We start from the raw sequence: 22,148 nt of genomic DNA, 5'->3' as shown, positions 1-22,148 counted from the left end.
CCTGTTCTCCGCGTTGGGCCGGCGACCGGCCCGGTTGAAAAGGACCGACCTCAGGCACCGACCAGCGTGGCGATGGCCCGCTCGAGCCGATCGAGCCCCTCGTCGATATCGGCCCGCTCGATCACCAGGCTCGGCGCTAGGCGGACGACGTCCGGGCCAGCCTGCAGCACCATCAGCGCCTCGCGCTCAGCCGCATCGAACACATCCTTGGCACGGCCCTTCCAGGCGTCGGACAGCACACAGCCGATCAGCAGGCCGCGGCCGCGGATCAGGCTGAAGATGCCGTAACGCTCGCCGATGCGTTCTAGCCGCTCGCGGAACCACTGATGCCGCTGGCGTACGCCGTCCAGCACCTCGGGCGTGTTGACGATGTCGATCACCGCCCCGGCGACGGCGCAGGCCAGCGGGTTGCCGCCAAAGGTGGTGCCGTGCGTGCCGACGCCGAAATGGCGGGCGATCCGCTCGGTGGTCAGCATCGCACCGATCGGGAAGCCGCCGCCCAGGCTCTTGGCGGTGGTCAGAATGTCGGGGATGACGCCGGTGTGCATGTAGGCGAACAGGTCGCCGGTGCGACCCACGCCCGTCTGCACCTCGTCGAATATCAGCAGGGCGCTGTGCGCGTCGCACAACTCGCGCGCACCTTCCAGATACGACTGATCGGCCGGCAGGATGCCGCTCTCGCCCTGGATCGGTTCCAGCACCACGGCGCAGGTCCGATCCGACACCGCGGCCTTCAGCGCCTCAAGGTCGTTGTACGGCACATGGCGGATGCCTTCGATCTTCGGCCCGAAGCCGTCCGAGTACTTGGGCTGGCCGCCGACCGTGACGGTGAACAGGGTCCGACCGTGGAAGCTGTTGAGCGCCGCAACGATTTCATGCTTCTGCGCACCGCCGGTCTCATGACCGAACCGGCGAGCCAGCTTGAACGCCGCCTCGTTGGCTTCCGCGCCGGAGTTGCAGAAGAAGGCGCGCTCGGCGAAGGTCGCCTCGACCAGCTTGCGCGCCAGGCGCAGGGCCGGCTCGTTGGTGAAGACATTGGAGATGTGCCAGAGCTGGCCGGCCTGCTCGGTGAGCGCGGCGACCAGCGCCGGATGCGCATGCCCGAGCACGTTGACCGCGATGCCGCCCGTCAGGTCGATCAGCTCGCGCCCGCTCTGGTCCCACACTCGCGACCCCTCGCCTCGCACCGGCACGAACGCCGCCGGGGCGAAAGTGGGGACGATGACCTGGTCGAAATCGGCGCGATTAACCGGAAGAGGGGGCGTTGGCATGGGCTCTCCTGCGAGCGGAAAGAAGGAAAGAAAACGCCCCACCGGGGCGGGGCGTCGCCGGAGCAGTGTAAACGCGACGAACCGCGATTGAACCGCGCCCGGCAAAAAAAACCGACTGTCCGGTCGCGCCTCAGCCGAAGTGCTTGAGGTCCAGGTCGATGGCCTGGTCCAGCGTCTCGAGCAGGGCCTTTCTCGCCTTGAGCTTGGTGTTGCGGTGCGCCGTCATGTTCAGCTTCTTCAGCTGCTGGACGACCGCCGCCACCGTCGCCTCGAGCTGCTCGGGCGCGACCACCTGATCGAGAAAGCCCGCCTGCAACGCCGCCTGCGGCGCGAACATCTCGCCGTTGATCACCGACCGCTGGAAGGCCGGCTTGGTCAGCCGATCGCGGGCCAGTTCGATACCGGCGTGGTGCATCGTCATGCCGATCTGCACTTCGTTGAGGCCGATGCTGAACGGCCCTTCGACGCCGATGCGGTAATCGGACGACAGCAGCAGGAAGGCGCCCTTCGCCACCGCATGCCCACCGCACGCCGCAACGATCGGGAAGGGATGCGCCAGCATCCGGCGCGAGAGACGGGAGCCGGAGGCGACCAGCGCCATCGCGTTCTCGGGACTCGAGGTCATCACCTTGAGGTCGTAGCCGCCTGAAAGGATGCCAGGCTGGCCCGTCAGCACGACGATCGCCCGATCCTGTTCGGCGCGGTCGAGCGCCGCATTCAACGCCTCGATGACAGCGGGGGACAGGGCATTCACCTTGCCGTTGCAGAGCGTGAGCGTGGCGACGCCGTCGTCGAAGCGGTAGGTAACGAGATCGGTCATGGCGCATTCCTTGTTCTGAGGTGCGCGAACGTTACCCACAGCCGTGCGGCAAGGTAAAGCGCCGTGACCGACCGACCGGTCAGCCGAGGCGCGGCATCCCCTCGGGAGCGGGCTGCGACGTCTCGGCGTCCTCGATATCGAGCAGCGCGAGCACTTCAGGATGGAGCAGCGCCTGGATCTCGGCACTGGCGATGTACAGCCCGTGCGAGCCGTCCGGCAGGCCGGTGGCGATGCGATACGCCTGGCCCAGACCATCGGTGCAGATTCGGGATAGATCGAGGTAGCGCGGCGCGCACGGCCGCTTGTCGGCGTCGCGAAGCACGAGGACCTTGGGTCGCAGATGCAGGGTCGGATGCTTCTCCATCACCAGGCCGACCTCACCGGTATGCAGCTCGACCAGGGTGCCGACCGGGAAGACGCCCAACCAGCGGATGAATTGCAGCACCAGCTTCTCGTCGAACTGGCCGCCGCCCTCGCGCAGGATGGCGAAGGCATCCTGCACCGGCCGTGCCTCGTCATAGCTGCGATGGCTGGTGATGGCATCGAACGCATCGACGATGGTGATCACACGGGTCATGAACGGAATCTGGTCGCCCGCCAGGCCTCGCGGGTAGCCGCCGCCATCGAGCCGCTCATGGTGGCTGTGAGCCGCCTGGACCGCGGCGCGAGGGATGTCGCTCTGCCGGCGCAGCGCTTCATAGCCGAACACCGGATGAAGTTTGATGTGCTCGAACTCTTCGGCCGTCAGCCGGCCAGGCTTGTTGAGGATCTCGGGGTCGATCTTGATCTTGCCTACGTCGTGCAGCAGACCGGCCATACCGAGCGTCTCGATGTCTGCATCGGAAAGGCCCAGGTAGTTCGCGAAGCCCATCGCCATGATCGACACGGACAGGCAATGGAGGCTGGTGTAGACATCCTGGGACTTGAGCCGGGTGAGCCAGAGCAAGGCGCTTTCGTTGTGCAGCAGGCTGTCGAGGTTGCGCTCGACCGCTTCGCGACAGGCGCGAGTATCGATCGGGCGCCCCTGCTGGACGTCCGTCAATACGTCCTCGATCAGTAGCGCAGTGCTCTCGAAGGCCTGCTCTGCCGCTTCGATCTCAACCGACAGGGCGTGCGGTACACGTTCGCGCCGCTGCGGGCGGACGAGGTTAACCGGCACCGCCACCATCGAATCGCCAAGGCGCACGCGCCGGGTCTCGTCGACATAGACGAACGCACAGCGCTCGCGCACGACCTGAACGTCTTCCGGGCGCAGCAGCGGAAAGCCCTGGAACAGAAAGCTGGTTTCGCGCCAGGGTCGGTCGACTTCGCACACGTACATGCCCAGTTCCAACTGCGCGACGTCGATGCGACGCCGTGTCAGAACGCGGGTAGTCGGTGATGGCCTGGGAGCTTTCTTCTTGAACTTCATGCAGCGCACCGGCCTCCTTTCCAGCCACATTACGTTACGACAGGGATTAATACCAAACGTTCCAGCGACCGAAACGGAGAAAACGTTAACTTCGGCCGACCGACGGTAACGCCATGATCGCTGGAAAAAACGTTTTGCCTTGGCCATTCGCTTCGGCTACATTAGCGCGCCTCGAACGGCCAAGCCGTCGAGATTCCGGTGAGGTGTCCGAGCGGTTGAAGGAGCACGCCTGGAAAGTGTGTATACGGGAAACCGTATCGTGGGTTCGAATCCCACCCTCACCGCCAGATATGAAACCCGGCCAAGGCCGGGTTTTTTATTGCCTGCGATTCGGCGATCCGAGATCAACGGGCGGGGGATGGCATCGCACCGCGAATGCCGTTACCTGCTGGTGTTCCATTTCCACCCGTTTGCGACCCGCGCCGGTCACCTTCGACTGGCGCCTGCCGTTCAGCGGCTCCGTCGGGCGGGACGGGCCGGGGCGTGGTGACCGGTCGCGGCAGATCGTCTGGCGTGCTGACCTCGTTCGGCGCGGTGATACCGGTTGGCGAGTTATCGAAATGCGGATTGCGCACGCCGACGCCCGTTCCAGAGCCGTCGCCTGCGAGCACCGGGTCGCCGAGAGCGGATTCGCCGCCGCCCCGGTTGCCGGCGGTGGTATCGGAATCCCGTATCGCATTGATCTCGCGCCCGATCCGCTCTCTGTTCTCGACCATCTCGCTACCGATTCGCTCGCGCGCCTGCTCAAGCGTGGCGGCCTCCTGCGCGGCCAGCGAACCGGCCAGGCCTGCGGCCATCAGCCCGGCCGCCCATCTGCTCATGTTCATGGATCACCTCCGCGTAGGTGGGATGCTCGGTTAGACCTGCGTCCCGGGCAGGAACTGCACACGTTCGTCCGACTGTCTCGGTGGCTTCTTGCCGTTGTGGTACGACGATTGCTGCGAATTACCGGTAAGCAACCGTCTGGCGGACGGTAACCGACATCCGACGAGTGCCACGCGCCCGTCCCGACGCCAGCGGTCACTACATCAGTGCGCGGATGAATACACCTTCGCGCTGCCGTGCCAAGAATAAGAAAAGGCCAATCTCCATGTTCAGACAGAAGAAAATCCGGCAGGCCACCATCATCCTGCTCGCCACGGCTGTGGTGCTGATTCTCCCGAACCTCACGCGCCTGTTCAGCTGACCCGAACGGAGGCGATGCGCATGAGAAGACTCATCCTGCTGCCCCTGCTGCTCCTGTGGATGCACGCGCAGGCCGGGGACATCGATCAGCCCGCGGCGCTGGCAGCGCTGCAACAGCCTGGGGCGGTGCTGATCGACGTACGGACCGCCGAGGAATTCTCCGCCGGCGCGCTTCCGGGTGCGGTGCGTATTGCGACCGATGCGCTCGACGAGCGAATCGGCCAGCTCGCGCCCGACAAGCAGACGCCGATCGTGCTCTATTGCCGAACCGGTCGACGGTCCTCGACCGCACAGGACCTGCTCCAGAAACTCGGCTACCGCAATGTGGTGAATGCCGGCGGCTACGAGCAGCTCGCGCCCCTGCTCGATCATCGCTGACCCGGCCATCCTTCGCCCCCACCCCTGCCCCCGCGTTTCCCGCCTGCGGAACTCTTGTGGAACTTCTGTGGCTGACGGGCCACGAAAAATAGCCACCCGCGAGCCGCTGGAGACGCTGTTAGATGAATTGGGATCTGAACTGGGAAACCCTGCTGGACCAGGAACTCTGGATCGATATTGCCGTGATCCTGGCGGTCACCTTCGTCTGTTACTGGGTGCTGCGCACCCTGCTGAGCCTGATCGCCCGGCGCCTGGACAAGGTCGCTGCCAAGGCCGAGGGCTCGCATGCGCGCATCCTCGGCTTCGCCACCGAGATGCTCCGCCGCACCAGCCGCTTCCTGCTGTTCGCCTTTTCGCTGCTGATCGGGCTGAAGGCCGCCGAGCTGCCGGATCGCTGGGCCGCCATGCTGTCCCACGGCTGGTTCATCGCGCTGGCGATCCAGATCGCGCTGTGGCTCGACGGCGGCGTGCGGCTGTGGATGGAAAGCCTGACGCGCGACGGCAAGGCGCGTAACCCGGTCACGACCACCATCATCGGCATCATGCTGCGCATCGTCATCTGGACGATGATGCTGCTGTCCATTCTCGCCAACCTCGGGGTTGACATCACCGCCATGGTCGCGAGCCTCGGGGTCGGCGGTATCGCCATCGCGCTGGCCGTGCAGACCCTGCTGAGCGACGTCTTCGCCTCGCTGTCGATCGGCGTGGACAAGCCGTTCGAGATCGGCGATTTCGTGGTCTTCGGCGACGTGGCAGGCAACATCGAACACATCGGCCTGAAGACCACGCGGATTCGCGCGCTCAGCGGTGAGCAGATCGTCTGCTCGAATACCGACATGCTCAGGCAGTTCCTGCACAACTACAAACGCATGGACACTCGCCGCATCGTGTTCAAGTTCGGGATAACCAAAGACACACCGCCGGACAAGGTGCGGCAGATCGGTGGCGTCGTGCGGGAGATCATCGAGGGGCTGGACCAGACACGCTTCGACCGGGCGCACTTCGTCGCGTTCGACGACTTCCAGCTCACCTTCGAAGTCGTCTACATCATGCTGACGTCGGACTACAACACCTACATGGACGTCCAGCAGGAGATCAACCTGGCGCTGTTGCAGCGCATGGCGGACATGGAGGTGGACTTCGCCTTCCCGACGCAAAGCATCGAATTCCTGGGCGGTCGCTTCCCGGAGGTGACGGTCGCTGGGGTCGCGAGCGCTCAGCCCGCCAACGACAACAGCCCGCGGCTGGCCTAGCGCGGCGGCGAAAACGAAGAACCCCGGCCTTGCGAGCCGGGGTTCTTCGTTCTGGCGTCAGGCCACCTGCATGGTCTTGTGCGTCTCGACCAGTTGCTGCACCACGCCTGGGTCGGCGAGGGTCGAGATATCGCCAAGGGCGTCATACTCGCCGGTCGCGATCTTGCGCAGGATGCGCCGCATGATCTTGCCCGAACGGGTCTTCGGCAGCCCCGGCGCCCACTGGATGACGTCCGGCACCGCAATCGGGCCGATTTCGCGACGCACCCACTGCTTGAGTTCCTGACGCAGCTGTTCGCTGGGCTCGTGCCCGGCGACCAGCGTCACGTAGACGTAGATGCCCTGGCCCTTGATGTCATGCGGCACGCCGACCACGGCCGCTTCGGCGACCTTGGCGTGGGCGACCATCGCGCTTTCGATCTCGGCGGTACCCATCCGGTGGCCGGAGACGTTCAGGACGTCGTCGACGCGGCCGGTGATCCAGTAGTAGCCGTCCTCGTCGCGGCGTGCGCCGTCGCCGGTGAAGTACATGCCCTTGAACGTCTTGAAGTAGGTGTCGACGAAGCGGTCGTGGTCGCCGTAGATGGTGCGCATCTGGCCCGGCCAGGAATCGAGGATGACGAGGTTGCCCTCGGTCGCCCCGTCCAGCAGGTTGCCCAGGTTGTCGACAAGCGCCGGGACCACGCCGAAGAACGGACGCGTCGCCGAGCCGGGCTTGAGCGCCGTGGCGCCCGGCAGCGGACTGATCAGTACGCCGCCGGTCTCGGTCTGCCACCAGGTGTCGACGATCGGGCAGCGCTTCTGTCCGACGCACTCGTAATACCAGTGCCAGGCCTCAGGGTTGATCGGCTCGCCCACCGAGCCGAGCAGTCGCAGGCTGGAGCCGTCGGCGCCTTCGACCGCCGCCTTGCCCTGCGCCATCATGGCGCGGATGGCGGTCGGTGCGGTGTAGAGGATGTTGACCTTGTGCTTGTCGATGACCTTGGCGACACGCGTCACGTCCGGGTAATTGGGGATGCCTTCGAACATCAGCGTGGTCGCGCCGTTGGCCAGCGGGCCGTAGACGATGTAGCTGTGGCCCGTCACCCAGCCGACGTCGGCCGTGCACCAGTAGATTTCGCCCGGCTTGTAGTCGAACACGCGCTCATGCGTCAGCGCCGCATACAGCAGGTAACCGCCGCAGGTATGCAGCACGCCCTTGGGTTTGCCCGTGGAGCCGGACGTATAAAGGATGAACAGCGGCTCCTCGGCGCCCATTTCCTTCGGCGCACAGACGCTGGCGGCCACCTTCATCAGATCGTCGTACCAGATGTCGCGATGCGGATGCCACCGGATGTCACCGCCGGTGCGCTTGACCACGATGATCTTCTGCACGCAGTTGGTCGCCGGGTTGGTCAGGGCGTCGTCGACGTTCGCCTTGAGCGGCACCCGCTTGCCGCCGCGCAGGCCCTCGTCGGCGGTGATCACGACCTTCGACCGGCCATCGATGATGCGACCGGCCAGCGCCTCGGGCGAGAAGCCGCCGAAGACCACCGAATGGATCGCGCCGATCCGGGCGCAGGCCAGCATCGCGACCGCCGCCTCCGGGATCATCGGCATGTAGATGGTGACCACATCGCCGCGGTGCACATCCTGGCCGCGCAAGGCGTTAGCGAACTTGCTGACTTCCTCGTGCAGTTCGCGGTAGGTGATGTGGCGGTGTTCGGAAGGGTCGTCGCCCTCCCAGATGATCGCCACCTGGTCGCCGCGCTCCTCGAGGTGACGGTCCAGGCAGTTGTAAGACACGTTGAGGGTGCCGTCGGCGAACCACTTGATGTCGACGTGGTGATCGTCGAAGGACGTCTGCTTGACCTTGGTGAAGGGCTTGATCCAGTCCAGCCGTTGCGCCTGCTCGCGCCAGAACCCATCCGGGTTGACCACCGATTGCTGGTACATCGCTTTGTAGGTCGCTTCGTCAGTGAGCGTCTGGGCGGCCACTTCGGGACGTACGGGATACAGGGATGCAGCAGTCATGGGCTCTTCACCTCTCGATCATTATTGTTTCTGACCCCCAGTTTTAGCCTCGCGTGTTGGACGAACCATACGACCATAGTTCTAACGGACGGCGCCTGTGGCCGGGGTCCTTCGGCCAGTTTTCAGCATAGTCCACGGGCTGGCAGGCGGTTGTCGGATACGCATGTGAAAGGCCCGGCATCCGCCGGGCCCCGCTTCGTCATGCGCCACTCACTGCGGCTGGTTGGCGGCCTGGGCGGCCTCGATCAGCTCCGGGCCTATGTCGGCTTCGAACGCCTTCCAGGCCGGCGCCACGGCCTTGCGCCAGGCGTCGCGCTGCGCGGGCGTCAGGGTGATGAGCTCGGTCTTGCCGGTGGCGAGGATGGCCTGCTTGGCCTTCTCGTTCAGCGCGTCGGCCTGGCGGTTCACCTCGGTCGTGACCTCGTCGATGATGGTCTCGAGCTCGGCGCGCACGTCCCCTGGCAGGCTGTTCCAGAACTGCGTATTGGTGATGAGCACATAGTTGCCGATGGCGTGGTTCGACTCGGTCATATACGGCTGCACTTCGAAGAACTTCTGCGTGTAGATGTTCGACCAGGGGTTGTCCTGCGCATTGACCACGCCGGTCTGCAGGCCCTGGTAGATCTCGGCGAAGGCCATCTTGCGAGGCACGGCGCGCAGCGCACTGTACTGCTCGGCCTGCAGATCCGAGGGCTGCACGCGGAACTTCAGCCCGCGCGCGTCGCTCGGCTCGCGCAATGGCGTGTTGGCGGTGAACTGGCGCATGCCGTTGAGCCAGTAGGCCAGTCCGGTGATGCCCTTGTCCTCCATCGAACGCAGCATCGACCTGCCCTGCTCGGATTGCTGGAAGCGCTGGGCAGCGGCCATGTCGTCGAACAGGAACATCATGTCGAACAGCTGCAACTGCTTGGTGTACTGCTCCAGCTTGGACGGCGCCGGCGCCAGCATCTGCACCTCGTTGAGCAGCAGTGCTTCCATCTCCTTGCCGTCGCCATAGAGCGATGAGTTGGCGTAGACCTGCACCTCGACCTGGCCCGGCAGGCGCTCCTCCACCAGCTTCTTGAACATCAGCGCGCCCTGCCCCTTGGGCGTGTTGTCAGCGGTGATGTGGGAGAACTTGATGAGGATCGGATCGGCGAACGCCTGCGCCGAGAGCAGACCGAGCAGAGCACCGCCGGCGAGCAGGCGGACTGCCCGGCGAAAGGGGAAACGCGCCATGATGTAGCTCCTGTCTTGTAGTTGTTCGGGCCATGTGGCGAACCGAATCTAGCGCAGGGCCGGCAGGGGCTAAATTGACATTCGGGGAAGACCGGGTTCGCGAACGGCGAAGGCATCCCTCACTCGGCCCGCCCGCCAATCAGGTGCTCGAGCATCTGCCGCGCGGTGATCGACAGCCCGTCCAGGCTGCGGACCGCGACCTTCAGTTCGCGTCGCGCCCAGGCATCGGTGAGCGGGATCACCGCCACGTCGAGGGCCGGCAGGTAATTGCGCACCACCCTCTCGGGCAACATGCCGACGCCCATGCCGGTGTGGATCATCCGGCATACCGCCTCGAAGCTGCGGACCTGGATACGCAGCCGCAGTACCGCGCCCAGCTGGTGGGCGGTGTGCTGCAGCAGTGCGTGCAGCGAGGCGTCCTGCTGCAAGCCGATGAAGTCGTAGCCGACCGCCTCCTTCAACGCGATCCGCGCATGGCCGGCCAACGGATGGGCGCGCGGCGTGACGAGGCAGAGCTGGTCCTGGCGATAGGGGTAGACGGTCAGCTCCTCGGCGGGCACGTGCCCGGCGAACACGCCGATATCGGTCAACCCCTCCCGCACCGCCCGCAGGGTCTCGGTGCTGACGCGCTCCTCCAGGTCGATCTTCACCTCCGGGTGCTGACGGCAAAAGGCGCTGAGGTCCTCGGGCAGGAACTCGATCACCGCCGAGGTATTGGCGTGCAGGCGGACATGGCCCTTCACCCCCTCGCTGAATTCGGACAGATCGGCCTGCATCCGGCCGAGGTTATCCATCAGGTTGCGGGCGTGGTGAAGCAGCGCATGACCGGCCGGCGTCAGTTCGACGCCCTTGGACTGGCGGTAGAGCAAGGTGATGCCGAGCTGGCTTTCCAGGTCGCTGATGCGCTTGCTCACCGCGGCCAGCGCCAGGTGCTCGCGATCGGCCGCGCGGGTCAGGCTGCGCTCGTCGGCGATCGCGATGAAGAGTTTGAGCGTGACGAAATCGACCCGGCGCACGGCAGGCTCCGACGACAATGGCGATGCGCGCAGTCTCGGCTTCGCGTAATGCGAAGGCAAGCTTAGCCATCCGACAATTGTCCACCGCCCCGCCCTGCGCCATCCTGCGCCGCACTAGAGATGACCGGGGGTCGACGAGGATGACGGAGCCAGCACAGCGCGACCTGCCGCTGCAGGGGCTGAAAGTCGTGGAAATGGGTCAACTGATCGCCGGCCCGTTCGCCAGCAAGCTGCTGGGTGAATTCGGCGCGGAGGTGATCAAGATCGAGCCACCGAAGACCGGCGACCCGTTGCGGACGTGGCGCAAGATCAAGGACGGCACCTCGCTCTGGTGGCACGTGCAATCGCGCAACAAGCGCTCGCTGACGCTCGACCTCAAGCAGGCCGAGGGCCAGGACGTGGCGCGGCGGCTGATCGCCGAGGCCGACATCCTGATCGAGAACTTCCGCCCCGGCACGCTCGAGGAATGGGGCATGGGCTGGGACGACCTGTCGGCGCTCAATCCCCGGCTCATCATGCTGCGCATCTCCGGCTACGGGCAGACCGGCCCCTACCGTGATCGCCCCGGCTTCGGCGTGATCGGCGAGGCGATGGGCGGGCTGCGGCACCTCTCCGGCCATCCGGGCCAGCCACCGGTGCGGGTCGGCATCAGCATCGGCGACTCGCTCTCCTCGCTGTACGGCGTCATCGGCATCCTGCTCGCCTTGCAGGAGCGCCAACGCAGCGGCCAGGGGCAGATGATCGACGTCGCGCTCTACGAATCGGTGTTCGGCATGATGGAAAGCCTGATCCCCGAATACGACGCCTTCGGCTACGTCCGCGAGCCGGCCGGCAGCGCCCTGCCCGGCATCACGCCGTCCAATTCCTATCCCTGCAACGACGGTACCTACGTGCTCATCGCCGGCAATGGCGACAGCATCTACAAGCGCCTGATGACGCTGATCGGCCGTCAGGACCTGGCCGACGACCCGCGCCTGGCCCACAACGACGGGCGCAGCCAGCACGCCGAGCTGATCGACGCCGCGATCGCCGAATGGTCGTCGCGCCGCAGCCGCGCCGAGGTGCTCGCCGCGCTCAACGAGGTGCGCGTGCCGGCCGGCTATCCGTACACCGCCGCCGACATCGTGCAGGACCCGCACTACCTGGCGCGACGGATGATCGAGACGGTACAGACCGCCGCCGGCCCGCTGAAGGTACCGGGCGTGTTGCCCAAGCTCAGCCGCACGCCGGGACGTCTCGGCGAAGGCGGCCCGCAGCTCGGCCAGCACACCGAGGACGTGCTCGCCGGGCTTGGCCTGACCGACGAGCAAGTCCGCGGGCTGCGCGAGCGCGGCATCGTCTGAATCAGCTCACTGGCGCGCGCCCGCTCGGTGGACGGGAGAGGCGTCGTCCACCCTACGAAAGCAACACCTCGACGCCGTAGGAGCGAGCTTGCTCGCGAATAGCCCAAGCCCTGCCGCGCCCAATCTGGAGACATCATGACCAAACGCCTCTACATCCAGGATGTCGCCACCCGCGACGGCTTCCAGATCGAACCGGCCTTCGTCCCCACCGAAGACAAGATCGCCCTGATCGACCGCCTCGCCGAGACCGGGCTGGCGAAGATCGAGGTCACCTCCTTCACCTCGCCCAAGGCCATCCCCAACCTGCGCGACGCCGAAGCGGTGATGCGCGGCATCCACCGCGTACCGGGGGTCGACTACACCGTGCTGGTGCCGAACGTGAAGGGCTGCGAGCGGGCGCTGGCCTGCGAGGTCGACGAGATCAACCTGGTGATGTCGGCCAGCGACACCCACGGCCTGGCCAACCTGCGCATGACGCCCGAACAGTCGCTCGAGCAGTTCAAGGCGATCCTCGAAGTCACCCGCGGCAGCGAGGTGTTCGTCAATGCCTCGCTGTCGACCGCTTTCGGTTGCCCCTTCGAAGGCGAGGTGCCGGAGCCGCGCGTGCATGAACTGGTGCAGCGGCTGCTCGACATCGGCGTGCAGGGCGTGACGCTCTGCGACACCACCGGCATGGCCGACCCGGCGCAGGTCGAGCGCCTCTGCCGCGAGGTGCTCGAACGCCATCCGCAGGTGGTGTTCACCGCGCACTTCCACAACACCCGCGGCATGGGGCTGGCCAACGCACTGGCCGCGCTGAACGCCGGCATCGACCGCTTCGATGCCTCGCTCGGCGGCCTCGGCGGTTGCCCCTACGCGCCGGGCGCCAGCGGCAACATCTGCACCGAGGACCTGGTGCACATGTTCCAGCGCATGGGCCTGGACACCGGTGTCGATCTGGATCGCCTGCTCGCCTGCGCCGCCAGCCTGCCTGAACTCGTCGGCCATGAGATTCCAGGGGCGATCCTCAAGGCAGGCAAGGCCGCTCGCCGCTATCCACGGCCGGCGTGGATGGACGCCACCGCCTGAATCGCGCGGCCACTCGCCTGCCATGAGCACCCGGTCAGCCACGTTGCCGACTCATCGCTGAGCGGATGCGTCTGGGCGACGGCGGAATGTCGGCGCGGGCCTAGTCCGGCGGCAGCAATGCTGGGTTCCAGACGATTTCCCACAGATGGCCGTCCGGGTCCTGGAAGTAGCCGGAATAACCGCCCCAGAAGGTATCGCCGGCGGCCTTGATCCGTTGCACCCCGGCGCTGACCGCCTGCTGCATCACGGTGTCGACCTCCTCACGGCTCGCCACGTTATGGCCAAGGCTCATCGGCGTCGCAGCACTCGACGGGCCGAGCGCCAGGCCAGTGTCATGGGCCAGACTGGTACGCGGCCAGAGCGCCAATTTCAAACCGGCCTGCAGATCGAAGAACGCCACGGCCCCGTGCTCGAATTCTTCGCCGACGATGCCTTCCGACGACAGGCCAAGGCCGTCGCGGTAGAAGCGCACCGCACGCGGCAGGTCATCGACCGCCAGGGTGATCACGCTGATTCGCGGCTTCATCGCCCCTCCGTCAACGTTCGGCCAATGCCAACCGTGCGCCGAGCGCGGCGAAGACGACGGCGAAGCTGCGTTGCAGCCAGCCCATGATCCGAGGCGATTCAACGACGCGCTGGCGCAGGCTCCCTGCCAGCAGGCCATAGAGCAGGAACACGACCAGCGTCATGGCCATGAACACAGCGCCCAGCAACAGCATCTGCCCAATGGCGCTCCCGCCGGCGGGCTCGATGAATTGCGGCAGAAAGGCCAGGAAGAAGATCGACAGCTTGGGGTTGAGGATATTGATCAGAAAGCCGCGCGTGGCAACGCGCCAGAGGCTGCCTTGCTCGGCCTGCGGTCCCGTCAGGGTGCCCTGGCTACGCCACATCGACCATGCCAGATAGAGCAGATAGGCCACGCCGGCGAACTTCACGACCTGAAAGGCCAGCGCACTCATGTGCAATACCAGCGCCAGCCCCAGCAGGCTCGCACCGAGCGCCGGCACGATCCCGGCCGTACACCCGAGCGCCGCGGCCAGACTCGCCCGCTGGCCCAGCAACAGCCCGACCGAAAGCGTGTAGAGCACCCCGGTGCCTGGAATCAGCACGACGATGAGGGCAGTGAGCAGAAAATCGGCGCTGGGCATGGGAGGGATCTCGTCGGCAGGGAGCGTGTCAAGCCTAGCCCATCGCGACGTATCGGCCAGTCTTACTAGCGTGCGGCTTGCTGGCTTTTAGTCTCGAAGGGTGCATTCGCGAAGCAATGCGCCACCTGACGCATGCATGGCCGCGGCATGGGTTGGCGGGTTGTTCGCTTCGTTCCTGAACCCGCCCTACGACGGACCCGCCCTACGCCATCGCAACGATGCGACACCCGCGCCTATCCGGTTTCGCCGTGACGGCCAAGCGCGCAAAAAAAAGGCGCTGCGGGCCATGGGGCCGGCAGCGCCTGTTGGGGCATCGGTATTACGGGGTGTTGGAGGCCTCGGCGGCCTTGATGAGGTCGGCGCCGATCTCGTCCTCGAACTTGTCCCACACCGGCTTCATCGCCTCGCGCCATTTCTGCCGCTGCTCGGGGGTCAGCTCGATGATTTCGCTGGTGCCCGCCTTTTCGATGGCGGCACGGGCTTCGCGGTTGAGGTCGTCGGCCTGCTTGTTCACCGCGACGGTCACTTCGTCGATGATTTTCTCCAGCTCGGTGCGCACGTCATCCGGCAAGCCTTTCCAGAACTCGGTGTTGGTGATGAGCATGTAGTCGATCACGCCGTGATCGGAGTGGGTGAAGTACGGCTGAACCTCATGCACCTTCTGGCTGTAGTAGTTCGACCAGGTGTTCTCGGTGCCGTTGACCACGCCGGTCTGCAAGCCCTGGTACACCTCGGCGAAGCTCATCTTGCGCGGGTTGGCACGCAGCGCCTTGAACTGCTCTTCCAGCACGTTGGAGGCCTGCACGCGGAACTTCAGCCCCCGCGCGTCGCTCGGTTCGCGCAGCGGTTCGTTGGCCGAGAGCTGCTTCATGCCGTTGTGCCAATAGGCCAGGCCGGTGATGTTCTTGTCTTCCATGCTGGTCAGCAGCGCGCGACCTTCCGGGCTCGCCTGGAAGCGGTCGACCGCCTCGATGTTGTCGAACAGGAACGGCAGGTCGAAGATCTGCACCGGCTTGGCGTAGTGCTCGAACTTCGCCAGCGACGGCGCGAGCATCTGTACGTCGCCGATCAGCAGCGCCTCCATCTCCTTGCCGTCGCCGAACAGCGACGAGTTGGGATAGACCTCGACCTTGACCTTGCCCGGCAGGCGCTCCTCGACGAGCTTCTTGAACATCAGCGCGCCCTGCCCCTTGGGCGTGTTGTCCGCCACGACGTGCGAGAACTTGATGACGATGGGGTCGGTCGACGCGGACTCGGCGGCCTGGGCGACGCCCGCAAGACCGATGGAGACGGCGCAGACGAGCGCCTTGATGGTGTGCTTCAACATGCTGGTACCTCGATTGTTATTGTCAGTGGGTACGTTGGAATAGGGTCGGGGCGCGCCTGTCGATCAGGAAAACGCCTGCCCCGCCCGTTGCAACAGACGCCGCGCGCGACCGATTACCGGTGCGTCGATCATCTGTCCGTCAACCACGAACACGCCGTCTCCGGAAGCGCTCGCGGTCAGGACGCGGTGTGCCCAGGCCAGGTCATCGGCGCCCGGGCGCAAGGCCTCGTGCACGATGGCCACCTGGCTGGGGTGGATGCAAAGCAGGCCGCCGAAGCCCATGTCGGCGGCATCGGCGGCGGTACGGGCCAGGCCCTCGCGGTCCTGGATGTCGGGAAACACGCTGTCGAGCGGTGGCGCGAGTTCAGCCATCCGCGAATGCAGCAGGACGGCGTAGCGGGCCTGATCGAGCATCCGCCCGGCCGCGGGGGTACCGCTGGCCAGACCGAGGTCGAGCCCCAGGTCCAGCGCGCCGAACGACAGGCGCTCGACCCCTTCGGCACGGGCGATGCCCGCCAGCTCGACGAGCCCCTTGGCGCTTTCGACGATCGGCCAGATCGGCTTGCCGCAGGCGGCGGCGCGGTTCACCTGGCCGGCGCTTTCGACCTTGGGCAGCAACACGCCGACGACACCCGCGTGCTGCTGGCAGAGCGCAAGGTCGGCCGCGTGGCCAGGGTGGCCGGCGGCGTTCACCCGGACGAGCAGGCGGGCGTCGGGATTGGCCAGGAGAAACGCCTCGAGGTCGGCGCGGGCCTGCTCCTTGAGGCTTTCCTGCACGGCGTCCTCGAGGTCGACGATGACGACGTCGGCGCCGCTGGCCAATGCCTTGGGGATGCGCTCGGGCCGGCTGGCCGGTACGAACAGCGCGGAACGGACGATCGGGTCGGTCATGAAAGGCTCCTGGTCCGGTTCAGCCGGCACGGCCGGTGATGCGCTGGATGGCGTCGCTCGCGTAACCGAGCTCGGCCAGCACGCGCTCGGTGTGCTCGCCAAGGGCCGGGATCGGATCCATGCGCGGGCTGAAGGCGGCGTTGCGGCCGGGCGGCAACAGCGCCGGCAACCTGCCGGACGGGCTGTCTACCTCGCTCCAGCGCTGACGCGCCTTCAGTTGCGGGTGTGCCCAGACGCCGGCCATGTCGTTGACGTGTGCGTTGGCGATCGAGGCCCGCTCCAGGCGTTCGATCACCTGGTCGGCGGTGAGGTTGGCGAAGGTCTCGACGATGATCGCGCGCAGCTCGGCACGGTTCTCCGAGCGCTTGAAGTTTGCGGAAAACCGATCGTCCGTGGCCAGCTCCGGCTGCAACAGCACCTTTTCGCAAAACAGCCCCCATTCCCGCTCGTTCTGCAATCCCAGCATGACGGTCCCGCCATCGCCCGTCGGGAACGGCCCGTACGGGTAGATGGTGGCGTGCGCGGCACCGGCGCGCGGCGGCGGCGGTGCGCCCTCGTAAGCGTAGTACAAGGGATAGCCCATCCACTCGACGAGGCTTTCGAGCATGGACACGTCGACCCGGCTGCCTTCGCCGGTCTTGTCGCGCAGCATCAGCGCCGAGAGCACGCCGGTGTAGGCGTACATGCCGGCTGCGATGTCGGCGATCGAGCACCCGGCCTTGGCCATCTCGTCCTCGCCCGGCCCGCCGGTGACGGACAGGAAGCCGCCCTCGCTCTGGATCAGGAGGTCGTAGGCCTTCTTCTGTTCGTACGGGCCGCCCTCGCCGTAGCCGGAGATGTCGCAGACGATCAATCGCGAAAAGCGCGCGTGCAGCGCCTCGAACGACAGCCCCATGCGCGCCGCGGCGCCGGGCGCGAGGTTCTGCACCAGCACGTCGGCGCGGGCCAGCAACGCGTCGAGCACCTCGCCGGCCTCGGGCGCCTTGAGGTCCAGCGCGACGCTTTCCTTCGAACGGTTGGTCCAGACGAAGTGGGAGGCCAGGCCGTCGACGCGCTCGTCGTAGCCGCGGGCGAAGTCGCCGACGCCCGGCCGCTCGATCTTGATCACCCGCGCGCCGAGATCGGCCAGTTGCCGCGTGCAGAACGGCGCGGCGATGGCGTGCTCGAGGCTGACCACGGTGATGCCGTCGAGAGGGCGGGGGTTGGTTGCTGTGTCGGTCATGTCATTCCTGCCGTTACGTGTAGGAGCGACCTTGGTCGCGGATGCTTCGGCGTCCTTTCGCGAGCAAGCTCGCTCCTACGGGTTGTGTCTGGTCCCTCGGTGGAAAACGGCAAAGCCTTTTCCGCGCGTCTGCTTCGGTGTCGCCCTGCCCGGTCGGTGGAAAAGACCTGTGGTCGTTTTCCACCCTACGGTTCAGGCCAAGGCGTCGAGCCCACCCTACAGGTCACTGCAAACCAGTCAGGTCGTCGGTTTCCCTCAGCCGCCAGACCTTGGCGATCAGCTCGCCGGCCTCGTCGTCGCTGCGGGCGCCGGAGAACTGCACCAGGCGGCGGAACTTGTCTTCCAGTTCGGCGCGGCTGAGGGTGTTGCCGGGGTCGCCCTTGGGGTCGTCGATGGCGGCATGCAGGGTGCGGCCATCGACGGTCTCGACCGTGACACGCCCCAGCCAGCGAGCCGGATAAGCGCCGTCGACCTCCGGGTCGAGCACCATGCCGACCTTGTCGCGGAAGGCCGCCACCTGCGGGTCGGTGAGCGCCAGCGAGTGGAACTCCGGCAGCCCTGCCTTGCCGTGTACGGCGATCAGCCCCAGCACCGTGCCCATGCTGAACTTCGCCTGGTGCACCGTCTGCGGCACCTTCACCCGGCCGAGCACGTCGATCGCGCCCTGATGGACCCGTGCATTGACGGCGCTGATATCCGCCGCGCTCAGCCCTTCGCGCTGCATCAGCTCGAGCAGGGCATCGGCGGCCGGGTGCGTGTGACGGCAGGAGGCGTGGTACTTGAACGAGGTTTCCGCCAGCGCCCAGCGGCTGCCGAGCCGGTCGGAGAGCTTCTTCGGATCGGCATCGCGCGACATGCCGGCCGCCATGCCCTGCTCGCCTTCGAGGATGTCCTGCGCGCCGGTCAGGCCGTCGCGGGTCAGGTACGCGGCGAGCAGGCCATCGGCGGCCGCCTTGGCGGTGTGCAGTTGCTTGGAGTCGGCGGCGTCGCGCAGGAACTCCCAGAGTCCGGCGGCCTGGGTGCCGGCGCTGCCGAGCAGGTGGGTGAACCGCTGCTGGTCGAAGTCCATCAGCTTGCCCACCGCGACCGCCGCGGCCAGGGTGCCGACGGTCGCGGTGGTGTGGAAGATGCGGTAATGCGACCGGCCGAGGAATTCGCCGATGCGAATCCCCGCCTCGTAACCGGCGACCGAGGCCAGCAGCAGCTCGCGGCCGGATTTGCCCAGGTCCTGCGCAGCGGCGAGCGCGGCGGGAAACACCACCGTCGCCGGGTGCAGCACCGAGCTGTTGTGCAGGTCGTCCTGCTCGACGAGGTGGGAGCTCGCGCCGTTCACCAGCGCGGCGAAGTAGGCCGAGCTACCCGTCCGATTGACCAGGATGCGGGCCGGGCCATCGGCCGGGCCCATCGCCTTCGCGTAACGCTCGAACAACGGGATCGGGTGCGCGCCGGCACTGGCCAGCGCCGAGCCGAGCCAGTCGAGGAACAGGTCTTCGGTGCGCGCCAGTACCGCCTCGGGAATCTGCTCGTAACGCAGCCCGGCGAGGAATTCGGTAAGCGCGCGGGTATGTTGGCTCATGCAGGCATCTCCAGCGGATTCGATAACTCGATGAGGTTCAGATCGGGGTCGCGGACGTAGACCGAGCGGATCGGGCCGGTGGCGCCGGTGCGCTGTACCGGCCCGTCGACGACGGCCACGCCGTGGCGCTCGAGGTGTGCGACGACCTCGACCAGCGGCGTGGCGACGATGAAGCACAGGTCAGCCGAGCCCGGCGTCGGGCGTTGGGCCTTGGGCTCGAACTCGCGACCGGCCGGGTGCAGGTTGATCTTCTGGCTGCCGAAGCCGAGCGCCTTGCGCCCTTCGCCGAAGCTGACCGCCTGCATGCCGAGCACGCGGGTGTAGAAGTCCATCGTCGCCTCGATATCGGCGACCGTGAGGACCAGGTGATCCAGGTGGTCGATCTGCATGGCATTCATCTCCTTCTGGTCATGGACCCGTAGGCGCGAGCTTGCCCGCGAAGCCGTGGTTGCAGGCCAATCGCGAGCAAGCTCGCTCCTACACATCCACGCACCGAATCCCGGCGTCACCAAACTCGTAGCGTGGAAAACGGCGAAGCCTTTTCCACGCGATTGTCCGTGCCTGCTCCGCTGCATCGCGGCACCCGTCGGTGGACGGGTCAGGCGTTCCCCACCGGTGGCGTCGCCCGTGAGACACGCGTGGAAGAGACCTGCGGTCGTCTTCCACCCTACGGTCTGTCGACCGGCCCGTAGGAGCGAGCTTGCTCGCGAAGCCGTCGTTGTGGGCCATTCGCGAGCAAGCTCGCTCCTACGGGGCATCCATACGCCGGTTCCTGGCGCCATCAGAAGCTGCGCGGCAGCTCGAGCAGGTGCTCGGCCACGTACGACAGGATCAGGTTGGTGGAGATGGGCGCGACCTGGTACAGCCGGGTCTCGCGGAACTTGCGCTCGACGTCATATTCGTTGGCGAAGCCGAAGCCGCCGTGGGTCTGCAGGCAGGCGTTGGCCGCTTCCCAGCTGGCCTTGGCGGCGAGGTACTTGGCCATGTTCGCCGCCGCGCCCGCGTTGCGCCCGGCGTCGTATTCCTCGCAGGCGCGCCAGCGCATCAGGTCGGCCGCCTCGATCTCGATGTGCGCCTCGGCGATGGGGAACTGCACGCCCTGGTTCTGCCCGATCGGCCGGCCGAACACCACGCGGTCGCGGGCATAGGCGGCGGCCTTCTCGATGAACCAGCGACCATCGCCGATGCACTCGGCAGCGATCAGGGTGCGCTCGGCATTGAGCCCGTCGAGGATGTAGCGGAAACCCTTGCCCTCCTCGCCGATCAGGCTGCTGGCCGGGATTTCCAGGTTGTCGAAGAACAGCTCGTTGGTCTCGTGGTTGACCATGTTGGCGATGGGCTGCACGGTCAGGCCGTTGCCGATCGCTTCGCGCAGGTCGACCAGGAAGATCGACATGCCCTCGGATTTACGCTTCACCTCGGCCAGCGGCGTGGTGCGCGCCAGCAGGATCATCAGGTCCGAATGCTGGATGCGCGAGATCCACACCTTCTGCCCGTTGATGACGTACTTGTCGCCCTGGCGCACGGCGGTGGTTTTGATCTTGGTGGTATCGGTGCCGGTGGTGGGCTCGGTCACGCCCATCGATTGCAGGCGCAGTTCGCCGCTGGCGAGCTTGGGCAGGTAGAAGTGCTTCTGTTCCTCGCTGCCGTTTCGCAGCAGCGTGAACATGTTGTACATCTGCCCGTGCACGGTGCCGGAGTTGCCGCCGCAGTGGTTGACCTCTTCGAGGATGATCGAGGCCTCGGCCAGGCCCAGGCCCGAGCCGCCGTAGGCTTCCGGGATCATCGCCGACAGCCAGCCCGCTTCGGTCAGGGCGCTGACGAAGGCTTCCGGGAAGCCCTTTTCCTCGTCGATCTTGCGCCAGTACTCGGCCGGAAACTCGGCGCAGAGCGCTCGCACACCTTCACGGATGGCGTTGTATTCGTCGTTCAGGTACGGATTCATCAGGGTTCCTCAAATTTCAGGGTAGGAGCGAGCTTGCTCGCGAAGCGTGAACTCGGTTCGCGAGCAAGCTCGCTCCTACGGATGTCCGTTTGTCCCTCACTCTGCACCTCGGAAAGAAGTCAGAGGTGAGGGGCTGGCATCCGCCTTACTCGAACTCCACCTCGCCCTTCTGGGCCAGGCCGTTGTGGTCGCCGGCCCAGACCTCGGCCTTGCCCGGCGCGACGATGCGCCCGCCGACTTCGAACGGGTGCGGTGCGATCAAGGGACGCAGGCCGCGGTAGGCGAAGCGGCGCAGGCGCGCGTCGGGATTGGCGCGGCAAAAGGCGCGCAGGCTCAGCGTGGCGATCAGCGGGCCATGCACGACCAGCCCGGAGTAGCCCTCGGTCTCGGTCACGTAGGGCCAGTCGTAGTGAATGCGGTGGCCGTTGAACGTCACCGCGGAATAGCGGAACAGCAGCGTCGGCGTCGGCATCACCGCCTCGCGCCAGTCGCCGGCGACCATCGGCTCGCCGCTGCTGGTCTTCGGCGGGCTCGGCTCGCGGTAGACGATGTCCTGCTCCTCGCGAATGGCCAGGCGCCCGTTCTGCGCATAGTCATGCCGGACGGTGACGAACAGCAGCGAGCCGGTACGGCCCGCCTTTTCCTCGATCTTCAGGATGGTTGAGGTGCGGGTCGCTTCCTCGCCCACCCGCAGCGGTTCGATGAATTCCAGCCGGCCACCGGCCCACATGCGGTTGCGGTTGTCCGCCGGCGGCAGGAAGCCACCGCGCGCCGGGTGCCCGTCGCCACCCAGGCCCGCTTCCGGGACCGCGTCCTGGAAGAAGCACCACTGCCACAGCGGCGGCAGCGCCTGGCCGGTGCCCGGCTCGGGTTCGCCGAATGTCGCCGCGATGCGCTTGATCAGGTTGCGGCTCAACTCTTCGTGCGTGTCCTCGGTGCGTCCGAGCCAGGCGGCGGTATCGGTCATCTCGCAATCATCTCCCTGTGTCATTGCGACGCAGCTTGCAACCCCGGCCGCATTCTGTGAATTTGCTTTTCTCGACACCGGCGTTCGGCATTGCCT

Annotated in this window: 20 protein-coding genes and 1 tRNA gene; 5 read left to right on the top strand and 16 right to left on the bottom strand. The window is 66.3% G+C overall.

All coding sequences use genetic code 11. The features are described 5' to 3' along the window. Nucleotides 1–50: 50 nt before the first annotated feature. From D7325_RS01290 to D7325_RS01280, 3 genes are all read right to left on the bottom strand, one after another. Nucleotides 51–1,271: an aspartate aminotransferase family protein gene (locus tag D7325_RS01290; protein ID WP_120993316.1), complete on the bottom strand. Its 1,221-nt coding sequence runs from the start codon at nucleotides 1,269–1,271 to the stop codon at nucleotides 51–53. Between the two features lie 130 nt (nucleotides 1,272–1,401). Next, on the bottom strand, nucleotides 1,402–2,091 hold the full coding sequence (locus tag D7325_RS01285; RefSeq protein WP_120993314.1) for a crotonase/enoyl-CoA hydratase family protein: 690 nt from the start codon (nucleotides 2,089–2,091) through the stop codon (nucleotides 1,402–1,404). Between the two features lie 79 nt (nucleotides 2,092–2,170). After that, complete coding sequence (locus D7325_RS01280) at nucleotides 2,171–3,502, bottom strand: HD-GYP domain-containing protein (RefSeq protein ID WP_120993312.1); 1,332 nt, start codon at nucleotides 3,500–3,502, stop codon at nucleotides 2,171–2,173. Nucleotides 3,503–3,699: 197 nt separating this feature from the next. Here D7325_RS01280 and D7325_RS01275 point away from each other — a divergent pair. Beyond that, a tRNA-Ser gene (locus D7325_RS01275) sits at nucleotides 3,700–3,789 on the top strand. A gap of 57 nt (nucleotides 3,790–3,846) precedes the next feature. Here D7325_RS01275 and D7325_RS01270 read toward each other — a convergent pair. Beyond that, entirely contained in the window at nucleotides 3,847–4,329 is a 483-nt protein-coding gene (locus tag D7325_RS01270) for a hypothetical protein (protein ID WP_120993310.1), read from the bottom strand. 379 nt (nucleotides 4,330–4,708) lie between these two features. Here D7325_RS01270 and D7325_RS01265 point away from each other — a divergent pair, with 379 nt between their 5' ends. Next, on the top strand, nucleotides 4,709–5,065 hold the full coding sequence (locus tag D7325_RS01265; RefSeq protein ID WP_120993308.1) for a rhodanese-like domain-containing protein: 357 nt from the start codon (nucleotides 4,709–4,711) through the stop codon (nucleotides 5,063–5,065). A gap of 134 nt (nucleotides 5,066–5,199) precedes the next feature. After that, nucleotides 5,200–6,318 (top strand): mechanosensitive ion channel family protein, encoded by a 1,119-nt coding sequence (locus D7325_RS01260; protein ID WP_120994097.1) that lies wholly within the window; start codon nucleotides 5,200–5,202, stop codon nucleotides 6,316–6,318. A 57-nt stretch (nucleotides 6,319–6,375) separates the two neighbouring features. Here the strand turns inward: D7325_RS01260 and acs are convergent, their stop codons facing one another. The 3 genes from acs to D7325_RS01245 all read right to left on the bottom strand — a co-directional run bounded on the left by acs (nucleotide 6,376) and on the right by D7325_RS01245 (nucleotide 10,565). Further along, the gene (gene acs, locus D7325_RS01255; RefSeq protein ID WP_120993306.1) at nucleotides 6,376–8,331 is read right to left on the bottom strand and encodes an acetate--CoA ligase; all 1,956 of its coding nucleotides are present in this window, start codon (nucleotides 8,329–8,331) and stop codon (nucleotides 6,376–6,378) included. 210 nt (nucleotides 8,332–8,541) lie between these two features. Then, the gene (locus D7325_RS01250; protein WP_120993304.1) at nucleotides 8,542–9,549 is read right to left on the bottom strand and encodes a TRAP transporter substrate-binding protein; all 1,008 of its coding nucleotides are present in this window, start codon (nucleotides 9,547–9,549) and stop codon (nucleotides 8,542–8,544) included. A 119-nt stretch (nucleotides 9,550–9,668) separates the two neighbouring features. Continuing rightward, nucleotides 9,669–10,565, bottom strand: a complete 897-nt coding sequence (locus D7325_RS01245) for a LysR family transcriptional regulator (RefSeq protein WP_120993302.1) — start codon at nucleotides 10,563–10,565, stop codon at nucleotides 9,669–9,671. Nucleotides 10,566–10,705: 140 nt separating this feature from the next. On the opposite strand from D7325_RS01245, the gene D7325_RS01240 reads away from it, so the two are divergent. Both D7325_RS01240 and D7325_RS01235 read left to right on the top strand, forming a co-directional pair. After that, the gene (locus D7325_RS01240) at nucleotides 10,706–11,908 is read left to right on the top strand and encodes a CaiB/BaiF CoA transferase family protein (protein ID WP_120993300.1); all 1,203 of its coding nucleotides are present in this window, start codon (nucleotides 10,706–10,708) and stop codon (nucleotides 11,906–11,908) included. Between the two features lie 135 nt (nucleotides 11,909–12,043). Further along, entirely contained in the window at nucleotides 12,044–12,976 is a 933-nt protein-coding gene (locus D7325_RS01235) for a hydroxymethylglutaryl-CoA lyase (protein ID WP_120993298.1), read from the top strand. Nucleotides 12,977–13,076: 100 nt separating this feature from the next. On the opposite strand, the gene D7325_RS01230 is transcribed toward D7325_RS01235, so the two are convergent. The 9 genes from D7325_RS01230 to D7325_RS01190 form a co-directional block, all read right to left on the bottom strand. Next, entirely contained in the window at nucleotides 13,077–13,502 is a 426-nt protein-coding gene (locus D7325_RS01230; RefSeq protein WP_120993296.1) for a VOC family protein, read from the bottom strand. 10 nt (nucleotides 13,503–13,512) lie between these two features. Beyond that, the gene (locus tag D7325_RS01225; protein WP_120993295.1) at nucleotides 13,513–14,124 is read right to left on the bottom strand and encodes a LysE family translocator; all 612 of its coding nucleotides are present in this window, start codon (nucleotides 14,122–14,124) and stop codon (nucleotides 13,513–13,515) included. A 319-nt stretch (nucleotides 14,125–14,443) separates the two neighbouring features. Then, nucleotides 14,444–15,451, bottom strand: coding sequence for a TRAP transporter substrate-binding protein (locus tag D7325_RS01220; protein ID WP_120993293.1), 1,008 nt, complete (start codon nucleotides 15,449–15,451; stop codon nucleotides 14,444–14,446). Between the two features lie 63 nt (nucleotides 15,452–15,514). After that, nucleotides 15,515–16,342 (bottom strand): HpcH/HpaI aldolase/citrate lyase family protein, encoded by an 828-nt coding sequence (locus D7325_RS01215; RefSeq protein WP_120993291.1) that lies wholly within the window; start codon nucleotides 16,340–16,342, stop codon nucleotides 15,515–15,517. Nucleotides 16,343–16,361: 19 nt separating this feature from the next. Beyond that, nucleotides 16,362–17,564 carry a CaiB/BaiF CoA transferase family protein gene (locus D7325_RS01210; protein ID WP_120993289.1) on the bottom strand — a complete coding sequence of 401 codons (1,203 nt, stop codon included), beginning with the start codon at nucleotides 17,562–17,564 and terminating at the stop codon, nucleotides 16,362–16,364. A gap of 223 nt (nucleotides 17,565–17,787) precedes the next feature. Further along, complete coding sequence (locus D7325_RS01205; RefSeq protein ID WP_120993287.1) at nucleotides 17,788–19,140, bottom strand: MmgE/PrpD family protein; 1,353 nt, start codon at nucleotides 19,138–19,140, stop codon at nucleotides 17,788–17,790. Beyond that, nucleotides 19,137–19,529, bottom strand: a complete 393-nt coding sequence (locus D7325_RS01200) for a VOC family protein (protein WP_120993286.1) — start codon at nucleotides 19,527–19,529, stop codon at nucleotides 19,137–19,139. The genes D7325_RS01205 and D7325_RS01200 overlap by 4 nt, the downstream gene beginning before the upstream one ends. A 392-nt stretch (nucleotides 19,530–19,921) precedes the next feature. Beyond that, nucleotides 19,922–21,085 (bottom strand): acyl-CoA dehydrogenase family protein, encoded by a 1,164-nt coding sequence (locus tag D7325_RS01195; protein ID WP_120993283.1) that lies wholly within the window; start codon nucleotides 21,083–21,085, stop codon nucleotides 19,922–19,924. Nucleotides 21,086–21,230: 145 nt separating this feature from the next. After that, nucleotides 21,231–22,052 (bottom strand): HTD2 family dehydratase, encoded by an 822-nt coding sequence (locus tag D7325_RS01190; RefSeq protein WP_120993281.1) that lies wholly within the window; start codon nucleotides 22,050–22,052, stop codon nucleotides 21,231–21,233. Between the last annotated feature and the right edge of the window lie 96 nt (nucleotides 22,053–22,148).

The organism is Stutzerimonas urumqiensis (assembly GCF_003640395.1).
Lineage (GTDB): Bacteria > Pseudomonadota > Gammaproteobacteria > Pseudomonadales > Pseudomonadaceae > Stutzerimonas > Stutzerimonas urumqiensis.
The sequence above is the reverse complement of the archived record's forward strand: the minus strand, read 5'-3'. Positions and strand labels throughout refer to the sequence as shown.